General features: G+C 72.0%; 19 protein-coding genes. 16 read left to right on the top strand and 3 right to left on the bottom strand.

What is annotated here, in order from left to right; translation table 11 throughout:
- The first annotated feature begins 17 nt into the window (after positions 1-17).
- Positions 18-653: a DJ-1/PfpI family protein gene (locus OHT74_RS07680; protein WP_328619804.1), complete on the top strand. Its 636-nt coding sequence runs from the start codon at positions 18-20 to the stop codon at positions 651-653.
- On the opposite strand, the gene OHT74_RS07675 is transcribed toward OHT74_RS07680, so the two are convergent.
- Complete coding sequence (locus OHT74_RS07675; protein WP_266661896.1) at positions 631-1,386, bottom strand: enoyl-CoA hydratase/isomerase family protein; 756 nt, start codon at positions 1,384-1,386, stop codon at positions 631-633. The two genes, OHT74_RS07680 and OHT74_RS07675, sit on opposite strands and share 23 nt — an antisense overlap.
- A 78-nt stretch (positions 1,387-1,464) precedes the next feature.
- On the opposite strand from OHT74_RS07675, the gene OHT74_RS07670 reads away from it, so the two are divergent.
- Both OHT74_RS07670 and OHT74_RS07665 read left to right on the top strand, forming a co-directional pair.
- Positions 1,465-2,139 (top strand): HdeD family acid-resistance protein, encoded by a 675-nt coding sequence (locus OHT74_RS07670; protein ID WP_266998043.1) that lies wholly within the window; start codon positions 1,465-1,467, stop codon positions 2,137-2,139.
- A gap of 130 nt (positions 2,140-2,269) precedes the next feature.
- Positions 2,270-2,782, top strand: coding sequence for an ATP-binding protein (locus OHT74_RS07665; RefSeq protein ID WP_443047695.1), 513 nt, complete (start codon positions 2,270-2,272; stop codon positions 2,780-2,782).
- A 60-nt stretch (positions 2,783-2,842) separates the two neighbouring features.
- Here OHT74_RS07665 and idi read toward each other — a convergent pair whose 3' ends face one another.
- The gene (gene idi / locus OHT74_RS07660) at positions 2,843-3,442 is read right to left on the bottom strand and encodes an isopentenyl-diphosphate Delta-isomerase (protein ID WP_328619803.1); all 600 of its coding nucleotides are present in this window, start codon (positions 3,440-3,442) and stop codon (positions 2,843-2,845) included.
- Positions 3,443-3,569: 127 nt separating this feature from the next.
- Entirely contained in the window at positions 3,570-4,118 is a 549-nt protein-coding gene (locus OHT74_RS07655; RefSeq protein ID WP_328619802.1) for a GNAT family N-acetyltransferase, read from the bottom strand.
- 382 nt (positions 4,119-4,500) lie between these two features.
- Between OHT74_RS07655 and OHT74_RS07650 the strand changes: the two genes are divergently transcribed.
- From OHT74_RS07650 to OHT74_RS07590, 13 genes are all read left to right on the top strand, one after another.
- A complete protein-coding gene (locus OHT74_RS07650) occupies positions 4,501-6,282 on the top strand; it encodes a DUF5941 domain-containing protein (protein WP_328623278.1) in 1,782 nt (593 codons plus the stop codon).
- Positions 6,279-7,031, top strand: a complete 753-nt coding sequence (locus OHT74_RS07645; RefSeq protein WP_266661888.1) for a phosphocholine cytidylyltransferase family protein — start codon at positions 6,279-6,281, stop codon at positions 7,029-7,031. The genes OHT74_RS07650 and OHT74_RS07645 overlap by 4 nt, the downstream gene beginning before the upstream one ends.
- Positions 7,019-8,080 carry an iron-containing alcohol dehydrogenase family protein gene (locus OHT74_RS07640; protein WP_328619801.1) on the top strand — a complete coding sequence of 354 codons (1,062 nt, stop codon included), beginning with the start codon at positions 7,019-7,021 and terminating at the stop codon, positions 8,078-8,080. Before OHT74_RS07645 ends, OHT74_RS07640 begins: the two co-directional genes overlap by 13 nt.
- Entirely contained in the window at positions 8,058-8,837 is a 780-nt protein-coding gene (locus OHT74_RS07635) for a CDP-alcohol phosphatidyltransferase family protein (protein ID WP_266661884.1), read from the top strand. The genes OHT74_RS07640 and OHT74_RS07635 overlap by 23 nt, the downstream gene beginning before the upstream one ends.
- A gap of 8 nt (positions 8,838-8,845) precedes the next feature.
- A complete protein-coding gene (locus tag OHT74_RS07630; protein ID WP_443047693.1) occupies positions 8,846-9,718 on the top strand; it encodes a glycosyltransferase family 2 protein in 873 nt (290 codons plus the stop codon).
- A gap of 129 nt (positions 9,719-9,847) precedes the next feature.
- Positions 9,848-10,783 carry an ABC transporter permease gene (locus OHT74_RS07625; RefSeq protein ID WP_266661880.1) on the top strand — a complete coding sequence of 312 codons (936 nt, stop codon included), beginning with the start codon at positions 9,848-9,850 and terminating at the stop codon, positions 10,781-10,783.
- The gene (locus OHT74_RS07620; protein WP_266661878.1) at positions 10,776-11,558 is read left to right on the top strand and encodes an ABC transporter ATP-binding protein; all 783 of its coding nucleotides are present in this window, start codon (positions 10,776-10,778) and stop codon (positions 11,556-11,558) included. The genes OHT74_RS07625 and OHT74_RS07620 overlap by 8 nt, the downstream gene beginning before the upstream one ends.
- A 325-nt stretch (positions 11,559-11,883) precedes the next feature.
- Positions 11,884-12,831 (top strand): squalene synthase HpnC, encoded by a 948-nt coding sequence (hpnC, locus tag OHT74_RS07615; RefSeq protein ID WP_443047304.1) that lies wholly within the window; start codon positions 11,884-11,886, stop codon positions 12,829-12,831.
- A complete protein-coding gene (gene hpnD / locus OHT74_RS07610; protein WP_328619800.1) occupies positions 12,828-13,799 on the top strand; it encodes a presqualene diphosphate synthase HpnD in 972 nt (323 codons plus the stop codon). Before hpnC ends, hpnD begins: the two co-directional genes overlap by 4 nt.
- A gap of 106 nt (positions 13,800-13,905) precedes the next feature.
- Positions 13,906-15,285: a hydroxysqualene dehydroxylase HpnE gene (hpnE, locus tag OHT74_RS07605; RefSeq protein ID WP_328619799.1), complete on the top strand. Its 1,380-nt coding sequence runs from the start codon at positions 13,906-13,908 to the stop codon at positions 15,283-15,285.
- 50 nt (positions 15,286-15,335) lie between these two features.
- Positions 15,336-16,436 carry a polyprenyl synthetase family protein gene (locus tag OHT74_RS07600; protein WP_389591608.1) on the top strand — a complete coding sequence of 367 codons (1,101 nt, stop codon included), beginning with the start codon at positions 15,336-15,338 and terminating at the stop codon, positions 16,434-16,436.
- A gap of 117 nt (positions 16,437-16,553) precedes the next feature.
- The gene (gene shc / locus OHT74_RS07595) at positions 16,554-18,545 is read left to right on the top strand and encodes a squalene--hopene cyclase (RefSeq protein WP_443047303.1); all 1,992 of its coding nucleotides are present in this window, start codon (positions 16,554-16,556) and stop codon (positions 18,543-18,545) included.
- Positions 18,545-19,234: a phosphorylase family protein gene (locus OHT74_RS07590; protein WP_328619798.1), complete on the top strand. Its 690-nt coding sequence runs from the start codon at positions 18,545-18,547 to the stop codon at positions 19,232-19,234. The genes shc and OHT74_RS07590 overlap by 1 nt, the downstream gene beginning before the upstream one ends.
- Position 19,235: the final 1 nt, after the last annotated feature.

Genomic DNA, 19,235 nt, shown 5'->3' with positions numbered 1-19,235 from the left:
ACCAATCAGGAGGAAACATGCAGATCGCAGTCCTGCTCTACGACCGGTTCACCGCGCTCGACGCCATCGGGCCCTTCGACACCCTCGGACGGCTTCCCGACGCCGAGGTCGTGTTCGTGTCGGAGCGGCCCGGGCCGGTGCGGACCGACAACGGTTCGCTCGCGCTCGTCGCCGACAAGGGGCTCGACGAGGTGACCCGGCCCGACATCGTCATCGTGCCCGGCGGGCCCCACCCCGAGGTGGAGATGGAGAACCCGGCCGTCATCGACTGGCTGCGCTCCGTCGACGCCACCACCACCTGGACCACCTCCGTCTGCACCGGCTCGCTCCTCCTGGCCGCCGCAGGGCTGCTCAAGGGGCGGCGGGCCGCAGGACACTGGCTCTACCTGGACCGGCTGCCCGCCTTCGGCGTCGAACCCACCGGCGAGCGCGTCGTGTACGACGGGAAGTACGTCACCGCCGCCGGGGTGTCCTCCGGCATCGACATGGGCCTCGGCCTCCTCGGCCGCATCGCCGGCGACGAGTACGCCCAGAGCGTCCAGCTCATGACCGAGTACGACCCCCAGCCGCCCTACGACGCCGGCTCGCCCGACAAGGCCCCGGCCGAGATCGTGGCGCGGCTGCGCGCGGTCAACCCGCTCGGCCCCCGGTAGTCCAGCCGAACGACGGGGTACGGCGTTCCAGGAACGCGGCGACGCCCTCCGCGGTGTCGCCGCTTCCGGCCGCCTGCTCCGCCCAGTACCCGTCCCGGTCCGTGCGCCCGTCCGCGAACTCCTTGGCCGCCGCCTGCGTCAGCTGCGAGCGGGTGGTCAGGATCCGGGCGAAGTCCGCGACCCGCTTGTCCAGTTGCCCGGCCGGCAGCAGCTCGTTCAGGAAGCCCGCGCGCAACGCGTGCTCCGCGTCGATCAACTCCGCAGAAAAGAGAAGGTACTTGGCCACCGCCGGGCCGACCAGCGCGGCCAGCCGGCGGGTCGAGGACGCGGCGTAGACGATGCCCAGCCTCGCCGGGGTCACCCCGAACGACGCCCCCTCCTCCGCGAAGCGCAGATCGCAGGCGGCAGCCAGCTGGCTGCCGCCGCCCACGCAGAACCCGCGGATCGCCGCGAGCGTCGGCTTCGGGAAGGCGGCCAGGGCCTCCTCCGCCGCCACGGCCAGGGCCTGCGGTTCCGCGTCCCCGGCCAGGGAGGAGATGTCGGCTCCCGCGCAGAAGGTCGGGCCGGCTCCGGTCAGGACGAGCACCCGTACGGCCGGGTCGGCCGCGAGCCCGTCCAGCAGCTCCGGGAGGGCCTGCCACATCGCCGCGGTCATGGCGTTGCGCTTGGCGGGATGCGAGATGACGACAGTGGCGACCCCGTCGGCCACCGTGTGCAAGAGCGCTGCGTCCATGCGCCGGATGCTATCCCGGTCGGCCGAACCTATGATCAAGGGGAGTCCGTCCGGGGGGTGCTGAAAGGTGGCACGACCATGGGCGCAGACGGTTCCGCGGCCGGGACCAGGGCCGGTGCCGAGGCCACGGACAAGAAGCACCTCAAGCGGAGTTTCGGGCTGCTGGCCGTGCTCGGGTCGCTCTTGGTGGTGGCCGGGCTGGTGGGTCTGTTCTACGCCGCCTTCGCCACCCTGACCACGATGTTCCTGTTCGGCTGGCTGCTGCTGGCCGGCGGCCTGGTGGGCCTTGTCCAGGCGTTCCAGTCCCGCAGGAGCAACCACTTCTGGCTCGCCGTCGTCGTCGCCGCGATCAACATCGCCGCCGGCTTCGTGATCCTGCGCCGGCCCGAGGCGAGCGCCGAGGCGCTGACCATGTTCGCCGCGCTGTTCTTCCTCATCGGGGGGCTGTTCCGGCTGGTCGGGGGCCTGGTGGTGCGCGGGTCGCACCTGGGGCTGAACCTGGTCCAGGGAGCCTTCGGCATCCTGCTGGGCTTCCTGATCCTCTCCAACTGGCCGGGCAACAGCCTCTATGTGATCGGAACCTTCTTCTCCCTCGCCCTCTTGTTCGACGGGCTGAGCCTGCTGGTCCTGGGCATGAGCGCCCGGCGCATTCTGGGCTTGGTCAGGGAAGACGAGGTCCCCGCGGCAGCCGGCGGGGCGGGAGGCACGGCCGATAAGGGTCCCGCAGAAGATCAGGAACAGTCGCACAACTGACGCTGTCATACGCCAACGGTCAGAAAGCGTCCGATTGACGCTGACTTCTGGTCAGGGGTCCGGTCCGGACCAGCCCGTTCCCCACTCTGGACGCGTGGAGACGATCGAGCGTGAAGACGGGGGCCGGGAGATGGATGTCAGCGGGAGCGTCCCGCCAGCCAAGGAGGGTGAGCCGGAGGCGCCGGCCGACCCCCTCGCGTACGAAGGCGTGTGGCGGTTCACCGTGCCCGCTGTAGAAGAATCCGTTCCGCAGGCCCGCCGCGCCGTCCGCGACCTGCTCGGCCGCCAGGGCGTCCCGGCCCACCGGGACCTGGTGTACTCCCTGCTGCTGATCGTCTCCGAACTGGTGACGAACTCGGTCCGGCACGCGGCCCTGCTCTCGCCGGAGGTCGCGGTCGAGGTCGCCATCGGCCGGGAGTGGGTACGGGTGGCCGTCGAGGACAACCACCCGTACCGCCCCAAGGCGCTGGAAGCGGACTTCGGCCAGACCGGCGGCCGGGGCCTGCTCCTGGTGCGCGAGATCACGCTCGAGTCCGGCGGGGTCTGCGACGTCGAGCACACCTCGACGGGCGGCAAGGTCATCTGGGCGGCCCTGCCGCTCACCACGCCGACCACGCCGGCCGCGCGGACCCCCGCGGTCTGAGCCGACCGCGAGGTCCGAGACCCCGCGGTCCGAGACCCTGCGGCCGCAGCGGCGTACGGGCTACCAGCCCGCGGCATCACCGGTCAGTTCCCGGATCGCGGGCCGGGCCGCGTCCAGCACGGTCATGAACCAGGCGGAGAACGGCGCCTCGGCGTGTCGCTTGGCCAGCTCCTCGGCGGTGACGAACGCGGTGTCGCCGACCTCCTCCGGATCCGGCCCCAGCTGCGCCTGTGCCAGTCCCACGAACAGGTGGTTGTACTCCTGCTCCACCAGACCCGACGCGGGGTCCGGGTGGGTGTAGCGGACGGTCCCCGCCTCTGCGAGCAGCGAGGGCGACAGGCCCAGCTCCTCGTAGGTCCGCCGGGCCGCCGCCGCGAACGGAGACTCCCCGGGGTAGGGGTGGCCACAACACGTGTTCGACCAGACGCCGGGGGAGTGGTACTTCCCGAGGGCCCGCTGCTGGAGCAGCAGGCGGCCCTGCTCGTCGAAGAGGAACACGGAGAAGGCCCGGTGCAGCAGGCCGGGCGCCTGATGGGCGGAGAGCTTCTCCGCCGTGCCGATGGTATTGCCGGACTCATCGACCAGTTCGAGCATGATCGGTTCCTGAGTGCCGGTGCCGGGGGACGCGGTGTTCGCGGCGGTGGCTGGTGTGGTCGGCATACCCATCCTTCGCTTCGGACTTCGGCCTTCAGTCTGCCGTACAAAAGAGGCTTGTCCCCACTTCGGTGATCTGCGCATGTCCGCCCCCGCCGCGTGGTAAGCGGCGAGGGGCAGATCACACGAGCGGTCAGATCCCGAAGGGCGCCGGGTACGCGATGGTGCCCTGCGCCACGGGCGCGGAGGCGTCCAGCACCAGCGCCATCATCGCCTCGTCGGGCACCTCGAACGGGGCCCGGATCCCGAACCGCGAAGCCGGTACGAAGCCGAAGCGCGGGTAGTACGCCGGGTGCCCGAGGACCAGGACCAGCGCCTCCCCCAGCTCCTCGGCCGCCGCGAGGAGCGCCCGTACGACCGAGCTGCCGGCGCCCGAGCGCTGGTGCGCGGGATGGGCCGCGACCGGAGCGAGGGCGAGGGCCGGGACCCCGTCGACCTCGCAGCGGGTCAGCAGGGCGTGCGCCGCCACGGACCCGTCCGGGCCCTCGGCGACGTACGACAGCCCCGGCAGCCAGGAGGCGTCCGCGCGCAGCGCGTCCACGAGGTCCGCCTCCAGCGGGGTCTCGAACGCCGCCAGGTTGACGGCCCGCACGGCGGCCGCGTCGGCCGGGGTCTCGGGCCGGGTGCGCCAGGCGCTGCGGGTGTTGTCGGTGTTGTTCTTGTCACCAGTGATGTCGGTCAACGCGAACCCTTGGGAAGGGGCTCCGGCCGACGCGGCGGATCGGTGTGATCAGGCCTGGCCGGACGCCCGGAAGGAAGAGGGGATGAACCGGAGTTCGCCGCGCTCGGCAGCGACCACTGCGACGGTCATCGACCCACCTCCTTCTCGCTCAGCTGTTCCGACGGTTCCACAAGACGTTTCACCCTAACATCCAGTCGGTTTGTGGTATCTGGGCGTGATCGTCAATGATGATCGCGCCAGGGCCCGTGGCCCCGGAATATTAGGCTTATCGGGGAGTAAACGGGTGGTGAACCCCGGCTTCCTTTCATCCGATAGCCTCTGCCGACGTGCCGCCGCCCCCACCAGACGGCCGTCCAGTGTTCGCTGCAAGGAGTGAGTTCGTCTGTCGACCGTCATCCTCACCGGCCTGCCGGTCCCCGGATCACCGCTCACCGACGAGCTGCGCTCCCTCGGCTTCGACGTCCGCCCGGCCGCCGGGCCTGAAGACACCGCTGCGGTGCTGGCCGGCGTACCCGCCGACCAGCGTGTTGCCGTCGTCGACAGCGCCTTCGTCGGGCACGTCCACGCGCTGCGGCTCGCGCTGACCGACCCGCGCTTCGAGGCCTGCGCAGTGACCGGCGCCCTCGCCGTCCAGCCCGGTGCCCGCGCGGCCCTGGACAAGGCCACGGCCCTCCCGGTGCAGGGGGACGGCCCGTACGCGGACCGGCTCGCCGCCGCCGTCGAGGCCGCCGGGACCACCGTCCAGCGCCCCGAGCTCGGCACCCTGGTCGCCGCCGTGCCCGCCACCGGCGCGGAGCGCGCCGCGGCGGACGCCGCCGTCGCCGCCGTCGACGACGAGGCCGTGCGCCTGCGCACCGCCGTGAAGTCCCGCGACGGGTTCTTCACCACCTTCTTCATCAGCCCGTACTCGCGCTACATCGCCCGCTGGTGCGCCCGCCGCGGCCTGACCCCGAACCAGGTCACCACCGCCTCCCTGATCACCGCGCTGATCGCGGCCGGCTGCGCCGCCACCGGCGAGCGCTGGGGCTACGTCGCCGCCGGCGTGCTCCTGCTCGTCTCCTTCGTCCTGGACTGCACGGACGGGCAGCTCGCCCGCTACTCGCTGCAGTACTCGACGATGGGCGCCTGGCTCGACGCGACCTTCGACCGCGCGAAGGAGTACTCCTTCTACGCGGGCCTCGCGCTCGGCGCGGCAAGGAACGGCGACGACGTCTGGGCCCTCGCGCTCGGCGCGATGATCCTCATGACCTGCCGGCACGTCGTGGACTTCTCCTTCAACGAGGCCAACCACGACGCCACGGCCAATACGAGCCCCACCGCGGCCCTGTCCGACAAGCTCGACAGCGTCGGCTGGACGGTCTGGGTCCGCCGGATGATCATCCTGCCGATCGGCGAGCGCTGGGCCATGATCGCGGTGCTCACCGCGGCCACCAGCCCCCGGATCGTCTTCTACGCCCTGCTCATCGGCTGCGCCTTCGGCGCGCTCTACACCACCGCCGGCCGGGTGCTCCGCTCGCTGACCCGGAAGGCCGAGCGCACCGACCGGGCCGCCCAGGCGCTGGCCGACCTCGCCGACTCGGGCCCGTTGGCCGACCTCGCGGGCCGTGTCGTGGGCCGGATGGCCCCCGGCGCCGGGATCGCCGCCGCCGTGATCGGCTCGGTGGCCCTGCTGTGGACGGCCTGGGCGTACGAGTTCGGCGCCCGCCAGGTGATCATCGCCGCCGTGTTCTACGCCGTGCTCGCCGGAGCGGCCGTCGCCCGCCCCCTCAAGGGCGCCCTCGACTGGCTCGTCCCGCCCGTGTTCCGGGCCGCCGAATACACCACCGTGCTGGTCCTCGCTGTCAAGGCGGACGTCCCCGGGGCCCTTCCCGCGGCATTCGGACTGGTTGCGGCGGTCGCCTACCATCACTACGACACGGTCTACCGCATCCGCGGTGGCTCGGGCGCGCCTCCGCGGTGGCTCGTGTGGACGATCGGCGGTCACGACGGCCGGGTGCTGCTGACCGTGGTCCTGGCCTCCGTCCTGGCGACGCGCGCCACGGACTTCCCCGTCGCGCTCACGGCCCTGGCCGTGTTCGTGGCACTCGTGGTGCTCGTGGAGAGCATCCGCTTCTGGGTCTCCTCCGGGGCACCCGCCGTACATGACGAAGGAGAACCAGCATGATCGGCCTTGTACTCGCTGCCGGTGCCGGACGCCGCCTGCGTCCCTACACCGACACCCTGCCCAAGGCCCTCGTGCCCGTCGGCCCCGAAGGCGACGAGGAAAGCCTGACCGTGCTGGACCTCACCCTCGGCAACTTCGCCGAGGTCGGCCTCACCGAGGTCGCGATCGTGGTCGGCTACCGCAAGGAAGCCGTCTACGCGCGCCGGGAGGCCCTGGAGGCCAAGTACGGCGTCAAGATCACGCTGATCGACAACGACAAGGCCGAGGAGTGGAACAACGCCTACTCCCTGTGGTGCGCGCGTGACGTCCTGAAGCAGGGTGTGATCCTCGCCAACGGCGACACCGTCCACCCGGTCTCCGTCGAGCGGACCCTGCTCGGCGCCCGCGGCAACGGCCAGAAGATCATCCTCGCGCTCGACACGGTCAAGAGCCTGGCCGACGAGGAGATGAAGGTCGTCGTCGACGGCGCCAAGGGCGTCCAGAAGATCACCAAGCTGATGGAGCCGTCCGACGCCACCGGCGAGTACATCGGCGTCACGCTCATCGAGCCGGAGGCCGCCGAGGCCCTCGCCGAGGCGCTGAAGGCCACCTTCGAGCGCGACCCCGACCTGTACTACGAGGACGGCTACCAGCAGCTCGTCAACGACGGCTTCGTCATCGACGTGGCCCCCATCGGCGACGTCAAGTGGGTCGAGATCGACAACCACGACGACCTCGCCAAGGGCCGGACGATCGCATGCCAGTACTGACGAGGCTCATCCCCTCCCCGGTCGTCGTCGACATCAGCCGCGGCGCCATGGACGACCTGGCCGGCCTCCTGGCCGACCAGCGGATCTCGGCGTCCGGCAAGCTGGCGATCGCGATCAGCGGCGGCTCCGGCCAGGTGCTGCGCTCCAAGCTGGAGCCCGTACTGCCGCACGCCGACTGGTACCCGGTCGTCGACGGCACGATCGACTCCGCCGTGAAGCTGGCCGACGACATAAAGGGCCGTCGCTACGACGCCGTGGTCGGCCTGGGCGGCGGCAAGATCATCGACGTGGCGAAGTACGCCGCGGCGCGGGTCGGGCTGCCCATGGTGGCCGTCGCCACCAACCTGGCGCACGACGGCATCTGCTCGCCCGTGGCCACGCTGGACAACGACAACGGCCGCGGCTCCTACGGCGTGCCCACGCCGATCGCGATGGTCATCGACCTCGACGTGATCCGCGACGCCCCGGTGCGGTTCGTCCGCTCCGGCATCGGCGACGCGCTCTCCAACATCTCGGCCATCGCCGACTGGGAGCTCTCGCACAAGATCACCGGGGAGCCCGTGGACGGCCTGGCCGCCGCCATGGCCCGTACGGCCGGCGAGGCCGTCCTGCGCCACCCCGGCGGCTGCGGCGACGACACGTTCCTCACCGTGCTCGCCGAATCCCTGGTGCTCACCGGCATCGCCATGTCGATCAGCGGGGACACCCGGCCGGCGTCCGGCGCCTGCCACGAGATCAGCCATGCCTTCGACCTGCTCTACCCGGGGCGCTCCGCGCTCCACGGCGAGCAGGTCGGCCTCGGCGCCGCCTTCGCGATGTTCCTGCGCGGCGCCGACGAGCAGGCCGGGCTGTTCGTCGAGTCGCTCCGCGGCCACGGACTGCCCGTGCTGCCCGCCGAGATCGGGTTCAGCGTGGACGAGTTCGTCGCGGCCGTCGAGTACGCCCCCCAGACCCGTCCGGGACGCTTCACGATCCTGGAGCACCTCAATCTGTCCGCAGCCGAGATCAGGGACGCTTACGCCGACTATGCCAAGACCATCCGTAGCTGAACTCCGGCCCGTCGTTCACCCGCCGGGCGTCAAGGACCGGCGCAGTGGCGAGCACTGGGGCGGTCGCCTGTACATGCGCGAGATCTCCCTGCGCATCACCCGGGTCCTGGTGAACACCAAGGTCACGCCCAACCAGCTGACCTACGTGATGACCCTCGCCGGTGTCCTGGCCTGCCCGGCGCTGCTGGTGCCGGGCATCTGGGGCGCCGTCCTCGGCGTGGTGGCGGTCCAGCTGTACCTGCTGCTCGACTGCGTCGACGGCGAGGTCGCCCGCTGGAAGAAGCAGTTCTCGCTCTCCGGCGTGTACCTGGACCGGGTCGGCGCCTACCTGTGCGACGCGGCGGTCCTCGTCGGCTTCGGCCTGCGCGCCTCCGACCTGTGGGGCACCGGGCGGATCGACTGGCTGTGGGCCTTCCTGGGCACCCTCGCGGCCCTCGGCGCCATCCTGATCAAGGCCGAGACCGACCTGGTCGGCGTGGCCCGGCACCAGACCGGCAAGGCGCCCGTCGCGGAGGCCGCCGCCGAGCCGCGCTCCTCCGGCATGGCGCTCGCCCGCCGGGCCGCGTCCGCGCTGAAGTTCCACCGGCTCGTCCTCGGCATCGAGGCCTCGCTGCTCATCCTGCTGCTGGCCGTCCTGGACCAGATGCGGGGCGACCTGTTCTTCTCCCGGCTCGGCGTCGCCGTACTGGCCGGCATCGCCATGCTCCAGACCGTGCTGCACCTGGTCTCGATCCTGGCCTCGAGCAGGCTCAAGTGACGACGGCGATGCGGCTGGGCGCCGTGATCATCACCATGGGCAACCGCCCCGACGACCTGAAGGCGCTCCTCGACTCGGTGGCCCGCCAGGAGGGCGACCCGGTCGAGGTCGTCGTCGTCGGCCAGGGCGTCGAGGTCACCGGCCTCCCCGACGGTGTGCGCTCCGTCTCACTGCCCGAGAACCTGGGCATCCCCGGCGGCCGCAACGTCGGCATCGAGGCCTTCGGCCCCGGTGGCCGCGAGGTCGACGCCCTGCTCTTCCTCGACGACGACGGGCTGCTGGAGCGCACGGACACCGCCGAGCTGTGCCGGCAGGCCTTCGCCGAGGACCCGAAGCTCGGGATCGTCAGCTTCCGGATCGCCGATCCGGAGTCCGGCGAGACCCAGCGCCGGCACGTGCCCCGGCTGCGCGCCGCGGACCCGATGCGCTCCTCCCGCGTGACCACCTTCCTGGGCGGCGCCAACGCCGTCCGTACGGAGGTGTTCGAGCAGGTCGGAGCGCTGCCGGGTGAGTTCTTCTACGCGCACGAGGAGACCGATCTGGCCTGGCGGGCGCTCGACGCAGGGTGGCTGATCGACTACCGGGCGGACATGGTGCTCCTGCATCCGACGACCGCCCCCTCCCGGCACGCGGTCTATCACCGTATGGTGGCCCGTAACCGGGTGTGGCTCGCCCGCCGTAACCTGCCTGCCCCGCTGGTCCCGGTCTACCTGGGCGTCTGGCTCCTGCTGACGCTGCTGCGCAGACCGTCGGCGCCGGCGCTCAAGGCCTGGTTCGGTGGGTTCAAGGAGGGCTGGACGACCCCCTGCGGTCCCCGGCGCCCCATGAAGTGGCGTACGGTCTGGCGGCTGACCCGGCTGGGTCGACCGCCTGTCATCTGACACGCCCGCGTCTGAGAACATGACGCGATCACGGAACGTGCGTGATCCCGAACATGCAAGATCACGGGCCGAGCGCCCCAGGCCCGATGCCACCTTCTGCCGCATCTTGAAGACGGAAAGTTTCAACTTGTGAGTGACACAACCCAGGATGGCGCCCTCGCCACGAGCAAGCCGCCGTCCGAAGACGCGGGGCTGAGCCCCGCGGAGCTCGCCAGGAAGTACGGCCTGTCCGTCAGCGGTGCCCGGCCGACCCTGGCCGAGTACGTGCGCCAGCTCTGGGACCGGCGCCACTTCATCATGGCGTTCTCCCGGGCCAAGCTGATGGCCCAGTACAGCGAGGCGAGGCTCGGCCAGATCTGGCAGGTGGCGACCCCGCTGCTCAACGCGCTGGTGTACTACCTGATCTTCGGCCTGATCCTGAACGCGGGCCGGGGGATGGAGAAGGGGGTCTACATCCCCTTCCTGGTGACGGGCATCTTCGTCTTCACCTTCACCCAGAGCTCGCTGATGGCGGGAGTCCGGGCCATCCCCGGCAACCTCGGCCTGGTCCGCGCCCTGCACTTCCCGCGCGCCTCCCTGCCGATCTCCTTCTCGATGCAGCAGCTCCAGCAGCTGCTGTACTCGATGATCGTCGTGGTGGTCGTCACGGTCGGCTTCGGCAACTACCCGAGGCTGTCGTGGCTGCTGGTCATCCCGACCCTGGCGCTCCAGTTCATCTTCAACACCGGCCTCGCGCTGGTCTTCGGGCGGATGGGTTCCAAGACCCCCGACCTCGCGCAGCTGATGCCGTTCCTCACGCGTACGTGGATGTACGCCTCGGGCGTCATGTTCTCGATCAGCGGGGCGCTCGAGGAGAGGGACGTGCCCGCGTGGGTCTCGGACGTGCTCCAGTGGAACCCGGCGGCGATCTACATGGACCTGGTCCGGTTCGCGCTGATCGACGACTACGGCCGGGAGAACCTGCCGCCGCACGTCTGGGCCTTCGCCGTCGGCTGGGCCGTCGTGATCGGCCTCGGCGGTTTCGTGTACTTCTGGAAGGCTGAGGAGCGTTACGGCCGTGGCTGAGAACTACCGGGGCGACGTCCCCACCGTCATCGCCGACGACGTGCACATCGTCTACCGCGTCAACACCGGCAGCTCCGGCAAGGGCAGCGCCACCGCAGCGCTGAGCAAGATAATGCGCCGGGGCAAGGGCGATGCGCCGGGCGTCCGCCGGGTGCACGCCGTGCGCGGCGTCACCTTCACCGCGTACCGCGGCGAGGCCATCGGTGTCATCGGCTCCAACGGCTCCGGCAAGTCCACCCTGCTGCGCGCCATCGCCGGCCTGCTGCCCTGCGAGTCCGGCAAGGTCTACACCGACGGCCAGCCCTCGCTGCTGGGTGTCAACGCCGCACTGATGAACGACCTCACCGGTGAGCGCAACGTGGTCCTCGGCGGTCTTGCGATGGGAATGAGCCGGGAGCAGATCCGGGAGCGATACGACGACATCGTCGACTTCTCGGGCATCAACGACAAGGGCGATTTCATCTCCCTTCCGATGCGCACGTACTCCTCCGGTATGGCCGCGCGCCTGCGCTTTTCCATTGCGGCGGCGAAGGACCACGACGTTCTGATGATCGACGAGGCTCTGGCCACCGGTGACCGAAAGTTCCAGGTGCGTTCCGAGGAGCGCATCCGCGAACTCCGCAAGCATGCCGGAACCGTTTTCCTGGTGAGCCACAACAACAAGTCCATCCGCGACACCTGCAGCCGTGTGCTGTGGCTGGAGAAGGGTGAACTGCTGATGGACGGGCCCACCGAGGAAGTCGTCTCGGCCTACGAGAAGGCGACCAGCGCCTGACGCGGTCCGTGCCGGCCCCCGTCGCCTCGAGCGCCGGGGGCTTCGGCATGCCCGCGACGCCCGGCGCCGACATTCGGTAGCGGAGTGAATACCCGAGAGGCTGCCGCGGCGTTGTACAGCGTAAGCTGGAGCAGGCCTCAATCGCGGTCAGAGGGGACGATTCCCCGCAGGTGAACAGCCTGGGGTACCCCGGGGAAAGTCCGGCGGCGTGTCCGAAATAGGATGTATTGGGTCGGCAGTGTAGAACGGGAGACGTGACGGCAATGGCTACGGGAATTCTCCGGCCCCCAGGCATTACAGCCGTCCCCCGCGCGGGCGGCGGGCGGTGACCCCCGGGCACGGTATCCGGCCACGGCGGGACGCGGCCCCCACAGCCCCCGACGCCCACGCGCGCGCCACCCTCGGCAAGGCGCGGACGGAGAACTTCCCCGTCGCCCCGTCCTTCCTCCCGCGCGCCTGGCGCGACGGCCTGATGGCGGTGTACGGGTACGCCCGCCTGGTCGACGACATCGGCGACGGCGACCTCGCCCCCGGCGGCCACGACGCCGTACTCCTCGGCCTCGACCCCGCCGCGGCGGACGACCGGCTCGCGATGCTCGACGCGTTCGAGGCGGACCTGCGTCGCGTCTTCGGCGGCTCCGACGGCCCGCCGCGGCACCCCCTGCTGCTGGCCCTCCAGCCCGTGGTCCGCGCCCACGGCCTCACCCCCGAGCCCTTCCTCGGGCTCATCGAGGCCAACCGCCAGGACCAGCACGTCACGCGCTACGAGACGTACGGCGACCTGCTCGCGTACTGCGAGCTCTCCGCGAACCCGGTCGGCCGCCTCGTGCTGTCCCTCACCGGCACCAGCACCCCCGAGCGCATCCGCCGCTCCGACGCCGTCTGCACCGCCCTGCAGATCGTCGAACACGTACAGGACGTCGCGGAGGACCTCGGCCGGGGCCGCATCTACCTCCCGGCCGAGGACATGCGCCGCTTCCACGTGACCGAGGCCGACCTCAAAGCCCACCACGCGGGCGCATCCGTACGGTCCCTGGTCGCGATCGAAGCCGAACGCGCCCGCGACCTCCTGAATGAAGGCACCCCGCTCGTGGGTAGCGTGCACGGCAGGCTCCGGCTGTTGCTCGCGGGCTTCGTGGGAGGAGGGCGTGCCGCCCTGCGAGCCGTCACCGCCGCCGGCTTCGACGTACTCCCCGGCCCGCCCAAGCCCACCAGGAGCGGCCTGCTCCGCGAGGTGGCCACCGTCCTGCGCACAGCGCCGAGAAAGGGGTGAGCCCGACCGTGGAGGGTTCCGCACACACGTCCGCACCGTCCGCACCGGTCCTGGCGGCCTACAGCTACTGCGAGGCCGTCACCGGTTCGCAGGCGCGCAACTTCGCGTACGGCATCCGGCTGCTGCCCTCCGACAAGCGGCAGGCGATGTCCGCGCTGTACGCGTTCTCCCGACGCGTCGACGACATCGGCGACGGCACGCTGGCCCCCGAGGCGAAGCTCGCCCGGCTCGAGGAGACCCGCGCCGTCCTCGGCCGGATCCGGGCCGAGGAGATCGACGAGGACGACACCGACCCGGTCGCCGTCGCCCTCGCCCACGCGGCCCGCCGCTTCCCGATCCCGCTCGGCGGCCTCGACGAGCTCATCGACGGCGTCCTGATGGACGTCCGCGGCGAGACCTACGAGACCTGGGACGACCTCAAGGTCTACTGCCGCTGCGTCGCCGGAGCCATCGGGCGGCTCTCCCTCGGCGTGTTCGGCACCGTGAACACCGGAGGCCTCGGCGCATCCGAGGCGGCACGCGCCGACGAGTACGCCGACACCCTCGGCCTCGCCCTCCAGCTCACCAACATCCTGCGCGACGTCCGCGAGGACGCCGGCAACGGGCGCACCTACCTGCCCGCCGAGGACCTCGCCAAGTTCGGCTGCTCGGACGGGTTCGGGAGCGACCGGATGCCCGCCGGGGCCGACTTCGCCGGACTCGTCCACCACGAAGTGCGGCGCGCCCGCGCCCTGTTCGTCGAGGGCTACCGGCTGCTGCCCATGCTCGACCGGCGCAGCGGCGCCTGCGTCGCCGCCATGGCCGGCATTTACCGGCGCCTCCTCGACCGGATCGAGCGGGAGCCCGAGGCCGTGCTCCGCGGCCGTGTCTCGCTGCCCACGCACGAGAAGGCGTACGTCGCCGTCCGCGGCCTGTCCGGCCTCGACGCGCGGACCATCTCGCGGCAGAGCACGCGGAGGCGCATGTGACCCGGCCGACCCGCCCGACGCCCCGGCCGGGCGCCGGCGCAACCCCCGTGTGCGCGGCCGCGTCCCTCCAGGCGGGCGCCGCAGGCCACGGCACCGGGGAGGGCTCATGAGCGGCAGTGACAACCGCGCCGTCGTCATCGGCGGAGGCCTCGCCGGAGTGAGCGCCGCCCTCGAACTCGCCGACGCGGGAGTTCAGGTCACCCTGCTCGAAGGCCGCCCGCGGCTCGGCGGCCTCGCCTTCTCCTTCAAGCGCGGCGAGCTCACCGTCGACAACGGCCAGCACGTCTACCTGCGCTGCTGCACCGCCTACCGGTGGTTCCTCGACCGCGTCGAGGGCGCCGCCCTCGCACCGCTGCAGGACCGGCTCGACGTACCCGTACTCGACGTCGCCCACCCCGGCGGACCGCGCCTGGGCCGGCTGCGCCGCACCGCCCTGCCCGTACCCCTGCACCTGGCGAGCTCCCTGGCCCGCTACCCGCACCTCTCGCTCGCCGAGCGGGCGAGCGTCGGCCGCGCCGCCCTCGCGCTGCGCCGGCTCGACCCCGCCGACCCGGCGCTGGACGGCCTGGACTTCGCGACCTGGCTCGGGCGGTACGGCCAGAGCCCGCGCACCATCGAGGCCCTGTGGGACCTCGTCGGCATCGCCACGCTCAACGCCACCGCCGACCAGTCCTCGCTGGGCCTGGCCGCCATGGTCTTCAAGACCGGCCTGCTCTCCGAGAACGGCGCCGCCGACATCGGCTGGGCCTCGGTCCCGCTCGGCGACCTGCACGACACCCTCGCCCGCAAGCAGCTCGACGCCGCCGGCGTACGCACCGAACTGCGCACCCGCGTCACCTCCGTCTCCCGTACGCAGGACGGGAACTGGTGCGTCGAAACCGAGGGCGCGTCCGTCGACGCGGGCACCGTCGTCCTCGCCGTCCCGCAGCGCGAGGCCCACGGACTGCTGCCGCCCGGCGCGCTCGCCGACCCGGACAAGCTCCTCGACATCGGCACCGCGCCCATCCTCAACGTCCACGTGGTCTATGACCGCAAGGTGCTCAAGCAGCCCTTCTTCGCCGCGCTCGGCTCCCCGGTCCAGTGGGTCTTCGACCGCACCGACGCCTCCGGGCTGCCCGACGGCGGCCAGTACCTGGCCCTGTCCCAGTCGGCCGCCCAGGACGACATCGACGAGCCCGTCTCGGTGCTGCGCACGAAGTATCTGCCCGAGCTGGAACGGCTGCTGCCGGCCGCGCGGGGCGCCAAGGTACGGGACTTCTTCGTCACCCGGGAGCGGACGGCCACGTTCGCCCCCACCCCCGGCGTCGGCCGGCTGCGCCCCGGGGCGCGGACCGACACGCCGGGCCTCTACCTCGCCGGTGCGTGGACCGCCACCGGTTGGCCCGCGACCATGGAGGGCGCTGTCCGCAGCGGACTGAGCGCGGCGCACGCCGCACTCGCCGCACTCGGCCGCCACCGGGAGCACCCCCTGCAGGAGGCGGCATGACGATCACCAGCACGACCGGAACAGCACGTACAGGAAACAGAGGAGAGCCAGTGAACCCGGGGAATCCGGCTGTGGAGAACACGGATGCCGGCAACGGCGCAGCCGGAGGGGGCGTGGAGAAGGCGGACACGATCGCCCTCCTGGAGCGCGGCCGCACGTTGTCGACTCCCGTGCTCCGCGCCGCAGTCGACCGGCTCGCGGCGCCCATGGACACCGTCGCCGCGTACCACTTCGGCTGGATCGACGCCCAGGGCAACGCGGCGGACGGCGACGGCGGCAAGGCCGTCCGCCCCGCCCTCGCTCTGCTCTCCGCCGAGGCCGCGGGAGCCGCGGCGGAGGTCGGCATCCCCGGCGCGGTCGCCGTCGAGCTCGTCCACAACTTCTCGCTGCTGCACGACGACCTGATGGACGGCGACGAGCAGCGCCGCCACCGCGACACGGTGTGGAAGGTGCACGGCCCGGCCCTCGCGATCCTGGTCGGCGACGCGCTCTTCGCCCTCGCCAACGAGGTCCTGCTGGAACTCGGCACCGTCGAGGCCGGCCGCGCCGCGCGCCGGCTGACCACCGCCAGCCGCAAGCTCATCGACGGCCAGGCCCAGGACATCTCCTACGAGCACCGCGAGCGCGTCAGCGTCGAGGAGTGCCTGGAGATGGAGGGCAACAAGACCGGCGCCCTGCTCGCCTGCGCGGTCTCCATCGGCGCCGTCCTCGGCGGCGCGGACGACCGTACGGCCGACAAGCTCGAGGAGTACGGCTACCACCTCGGCCTCGCCTTCCAGGCCGTCGACGACCTCCTCGGCATCTGGGGCGACCCGGAGGCCACCGGCAAGCAGACCTGGAGCGACCTGCGCCAGCGCAAGAAGTCCCTGCCGGTCGTCGCCGCCCTCGCGGCGGGCGGACCCGCCTGCGAGGAGCTCGCGCAGCTGCTCGCCGCCGACGCCAAGAGCAACGACTTCGAGAACTTCTCGGAGGAGGAGTTCGCGGCCCGCGCCGCGCTCATCGAGGCCGCGGGCGGGCGCGAGTGGACCGCCGAGGAGGCGCGCCGCCAGCACGCGATCGCCATCCGCGCGCTGGACGACGTGGACATGCCGCAGCGGGTGCGCGAACAGCTCGTCGCCCTCGCCGACTTCGTCGTCGTGCGCAAGAGGTGATCGCCACCCGAGCAGGGATATGACTCGCGAGTCGCCGGCCGGCGCCACCTGACAGGAGCGCCCGGCCGACGGCATACCCCAGCACAGCAGAGGACAACTGCCACGTAAGGGGAAGCCATGACAGCGACGACCGACGGTGCCGGTACCCCCGGCGCCGACCCGGATTTCACCATGCCGGACACGGTGCAGGGTGCGCAGGAGGCCGCCGCACGGGCCACCCGGCACCTGCTTGCGCGCCAGGACGCGGCCGGGTGGTGGAAGGGGGACCTGGAGACCAACGTCACCATGGACGCCGAGGACCTGCTGCTGCGGCAGTTCCTCGGGATCCGGGACGAGGCCACCACGCAGGCCGCCGCCCGCTTCATCAGGGGCGAGCAGCGCGAGGACGGCACCTGGGCCACCTTCCACGGCGGGCCGCCCGAACTCTCCGCCACCATCGAGGCGTACGTCGCCCTGCGGCTCGCCGGCGACGCGCCCGACGCCCCGCACATGGCCCGCGCCTCGGCCTGGGTCCGGGCCCACGGCGGGATCGCCGCCGCCCGCGTCTTCACCCGGATCTGGCTGGCCCTGTTCGGCTGGTGGAGCTGGGACCACCTCCCCGAACTCCCGCCCGAGCTGGTCTTCCTGCCGCCGTGGGTGCCGCTGAACATCTACGACTTCGGCTGCTGGGCCCGCCAGACCATCGTGCCGCTGACCGTGGTCTCCGCCATGCGCCCCGTCCGCCCGGCCCCGTTCGCCCTCGACGAGCTGCACACCGACGCGCGGCGCCCGTACCCCGCTGCCAACCGCCTGGCCCCGCTGGTCAGTTGGGAGGGCGCCTTCCAGCGGATGGACAAGGTGCTGCACGTCTACCGCCGGTTCGCCCCGCGCCGGCTGCGCAAGGCCGCGATGGACACCGCCGCCCGCTGGATCATCGAGCGCCAGGAGAACGACGGCTGCTGGGGCGGGATCCAGCCGCCCGCCGTGTACTCCGTCATCGCCCTGCACCTGCTCGGGTACGACCTCGCCCACCCGGTGATGCGGGCCGGGCTGGAGTCCCTCGACCGGTTCGCGGTGTGGCGCGAGGACGGTCCCCCCGGGCCTGACGGCCGGGGAGGTGCCCCCACCCGGATGATCGAGGCCTGCCAGTCCCCGGTCTGGGACACCTGCCTCGCCGCCATCGCCCTGGCCGACGCCGGTCTCCCGCCCGACCATCCGGCCCTGGTGAAGGCCGCCGACTGGATGCTCGGCGAGGAGATCGTCCGCACCGGCGACTGGGCGGTGCGCCGACCCGGACTCGCCCCCGGCGGCTGGGCGTTCGAGTTCCACAACGACACCTACCCCGACATCGACGACACCGCCGAGGTGGTCCTCGCGCTGCGCCGGATCAAGCACCCGGAGCCGGCCCGGGTCGAGGCGGCCATCGCCCGCGGAGTGTCCTGGAACCTCGGCATGCAGTCCGGGAACGGCGCCTGGGGCGCCTTCGACGCCGACAACACCAGCCCCTTCCCGAACCGGCTGCCGTTCTGCGATTTCGGCGAGGTCATCGACCCGCCGTCGGCCGACGTCACCGCCCACGTGGTGGAGATGCTCGCCGTCGAGGGCAAGGCCGCCGACCCGCGGACCCGGCGCGGCATCGCCTGGCTGCTCGCCGAACAGGAGTCCACCGGCGCCTGGTTCGGCCGCTGGGGCACCAACTACGTGTACGGGACCGGGTCGGTGGTCCCGGCCCTGACGGCCGCGGGCTTCGCCCCGGCTCATCCCGCGATCCGGCGGGCCGTGCGCTGGCTGGAATCCGTACAGAACGACGACGGCGGGTGGGGCGAGGACCAGCGCTCGTACAAGGACCCGGAGTGGGCCGGGAAGGGGGCCTCGACCGCCTCGCAGACCGCTTGGGCGCTCATGGCGCTGCTTTCGGCGGGAGAGCGCGACGGCAAGGCCGTCGAGCGGGGCATCGGGTACCTGGTGGAGACCCAGCGGGGGGACGGCTCCTGGGACGAGCCGTACTTCACCGGAACCGGCTTCCCCTGGGACTTCTCCATCAACTACCACCTGTACCGGCAGGTGTTCCCGCTCACCGCGCTCGGCCGCTACCTGTACGGGGAACCCTTCGCGCCCGGGGAGGCCTGATGGCCGACGCCGCCCGCGCCGACGGCCCCCAACGGTCCGAGCCGCCCGCACCGCTGCTGGTCGCCTGCGCCCTGCGCATCGAGCAGGCGGCCCTGCGCAGCGGCGGAGGCCGCGGCGCCGCCCGCACCGCACCCGGCTACTCCGTCCTGCGGACCGGCATGGGCCCGCGCGCCGCCGAGCGGGCCGTCGGCCGGGCGCTCGCCGAGCCGGGGCTGCACCGGGCCCCCGTCCTCGCCACCGGGTTCTGCGCCGGGCTGGTCCCCGGCATGAGCCCCGGCGACCTCGTCGTCGCCGAGGAGACCCGGGACCCGCGGGGCGCCGTCGCGTGCGCCGGCACCGCCCTGCTCGCCGAGGCACTGGCCCGGGCCGCTCCGGGCCGGACCGTGCACACCGGCGCACTGACCGGATCCGACCACGTCGTCCGCGGCCAGGAACGCGCCCAGCTGCGCGCCACCGGCGCCATCGCGGTCGACATGGAGTCCGCGGCCACCCTGTGGACGGCCACCCGGGCCGCCGCAGATGGCTGGAACCGTCCGGTTGCGGCCGTCCGGGTGATCGTGGACGCTCCGGAGCATGAGCTCGTCCGTATCGGCACGTTCCGCGGTGGAATATCGGCCTTCCGCGTATTGCGTGCCGTACTGCCCGCGTTTCATGACTGGCACCGTTCTTTGCTGCTCCCCAGGAGGTGAG

Source organism: Streptomyces sp. NBC_00354, assembly GCF_036106915.1.
GTDB lineage: Bacteria > Actinomycetota > Actinomycetes > Streptomycetales > Streptomycetaceae > Streptomyces.
Note: the sequence above shows the minus strand (reverse complement) of the source record. Positions and strands in the feature narration are given on the sequence as shown.

Coding starts and splice junctions, on each gene's coding strand:
- OHT74_RS07670 (WP_266998043.1), top strand. CDS start 1,465: ATGGGCGCAGACGGTTCCGCGGCCGGGACCAGGGCCGGTGCCGAGGCC.
- OHT74_RS07680 (WP_328619804.1), top strand. CDS start 18: ATGCAGATCGCAGTCCTGCTCTACGACCGGTTCACCGCGCTCGACGCC.
- OHT74_RS07635 (WP_266661884.1), top strand. CDS start 8,058: ATGCCAAGACCATCCGTAGCTGAACTCCGGCCCGTCGTTCACCCGCCG.
- shc (WP_443047303.1), top strand. CDS start 16,554: ATGACAGCGACGACCGACGGTGCCGGTACCCCCGGCGCCGACCCGGAT.
- OHT74_RS07640 (WP_328619801.1), top strand. CDS start 7,019: ATGCCAGTACTGACGAGGCTCATCCCCTCCCCGGTCGTCGTCGACATC.
- OHT74_RS07645 (WP_266661888.1), top strand. CDS start 6,279: ATGATCGGCCTTGTACTCGCTGCCGGTGCCGGACGCCGCCTGCGTCCC.
- idi (WP_328619803.1), bottom strand. CDS start 3,442: ATGCCGACCACACCAGCCACCGCCGCGAACACCGCGTCCCCCGGCACC.
- OHT74_RS07630 (WP_443047693.1), top strand. CDS start 8,846: ATGCGGCTGGGCGCCGTGATCATCACCATGGGCAACCGCCCCGACGAC.
- hpnE (WP_328619799.1), top strand. CDS start 13,906: ATGAGCGGCAGTGACAACCGCGCCGTCGTCATCGGCGGAGGCCTCGCC.
- OHT74_RS07665 (WP_443047695.1), top strand. CDS start 2,270: ATGGATGTCAGCGGGAGCGTCCCGCCAGCCAAGGAGGGTGAGCCGGAG.
- OHT74_RS07590 (WP_328619798.1), top strand. CDS start 18,545: ATGGCCGACGCCGCCCGCGCCGACGGCCCCCAACGGTCCGAGCCGCCC.
- OHT74_RS07675 (WP_266661896.1), bottom strand. CDS start 1,386: ATGGACGCAGCGCTCTTGCACACGGTGGCCGACGGGGTCGCCACTGTC.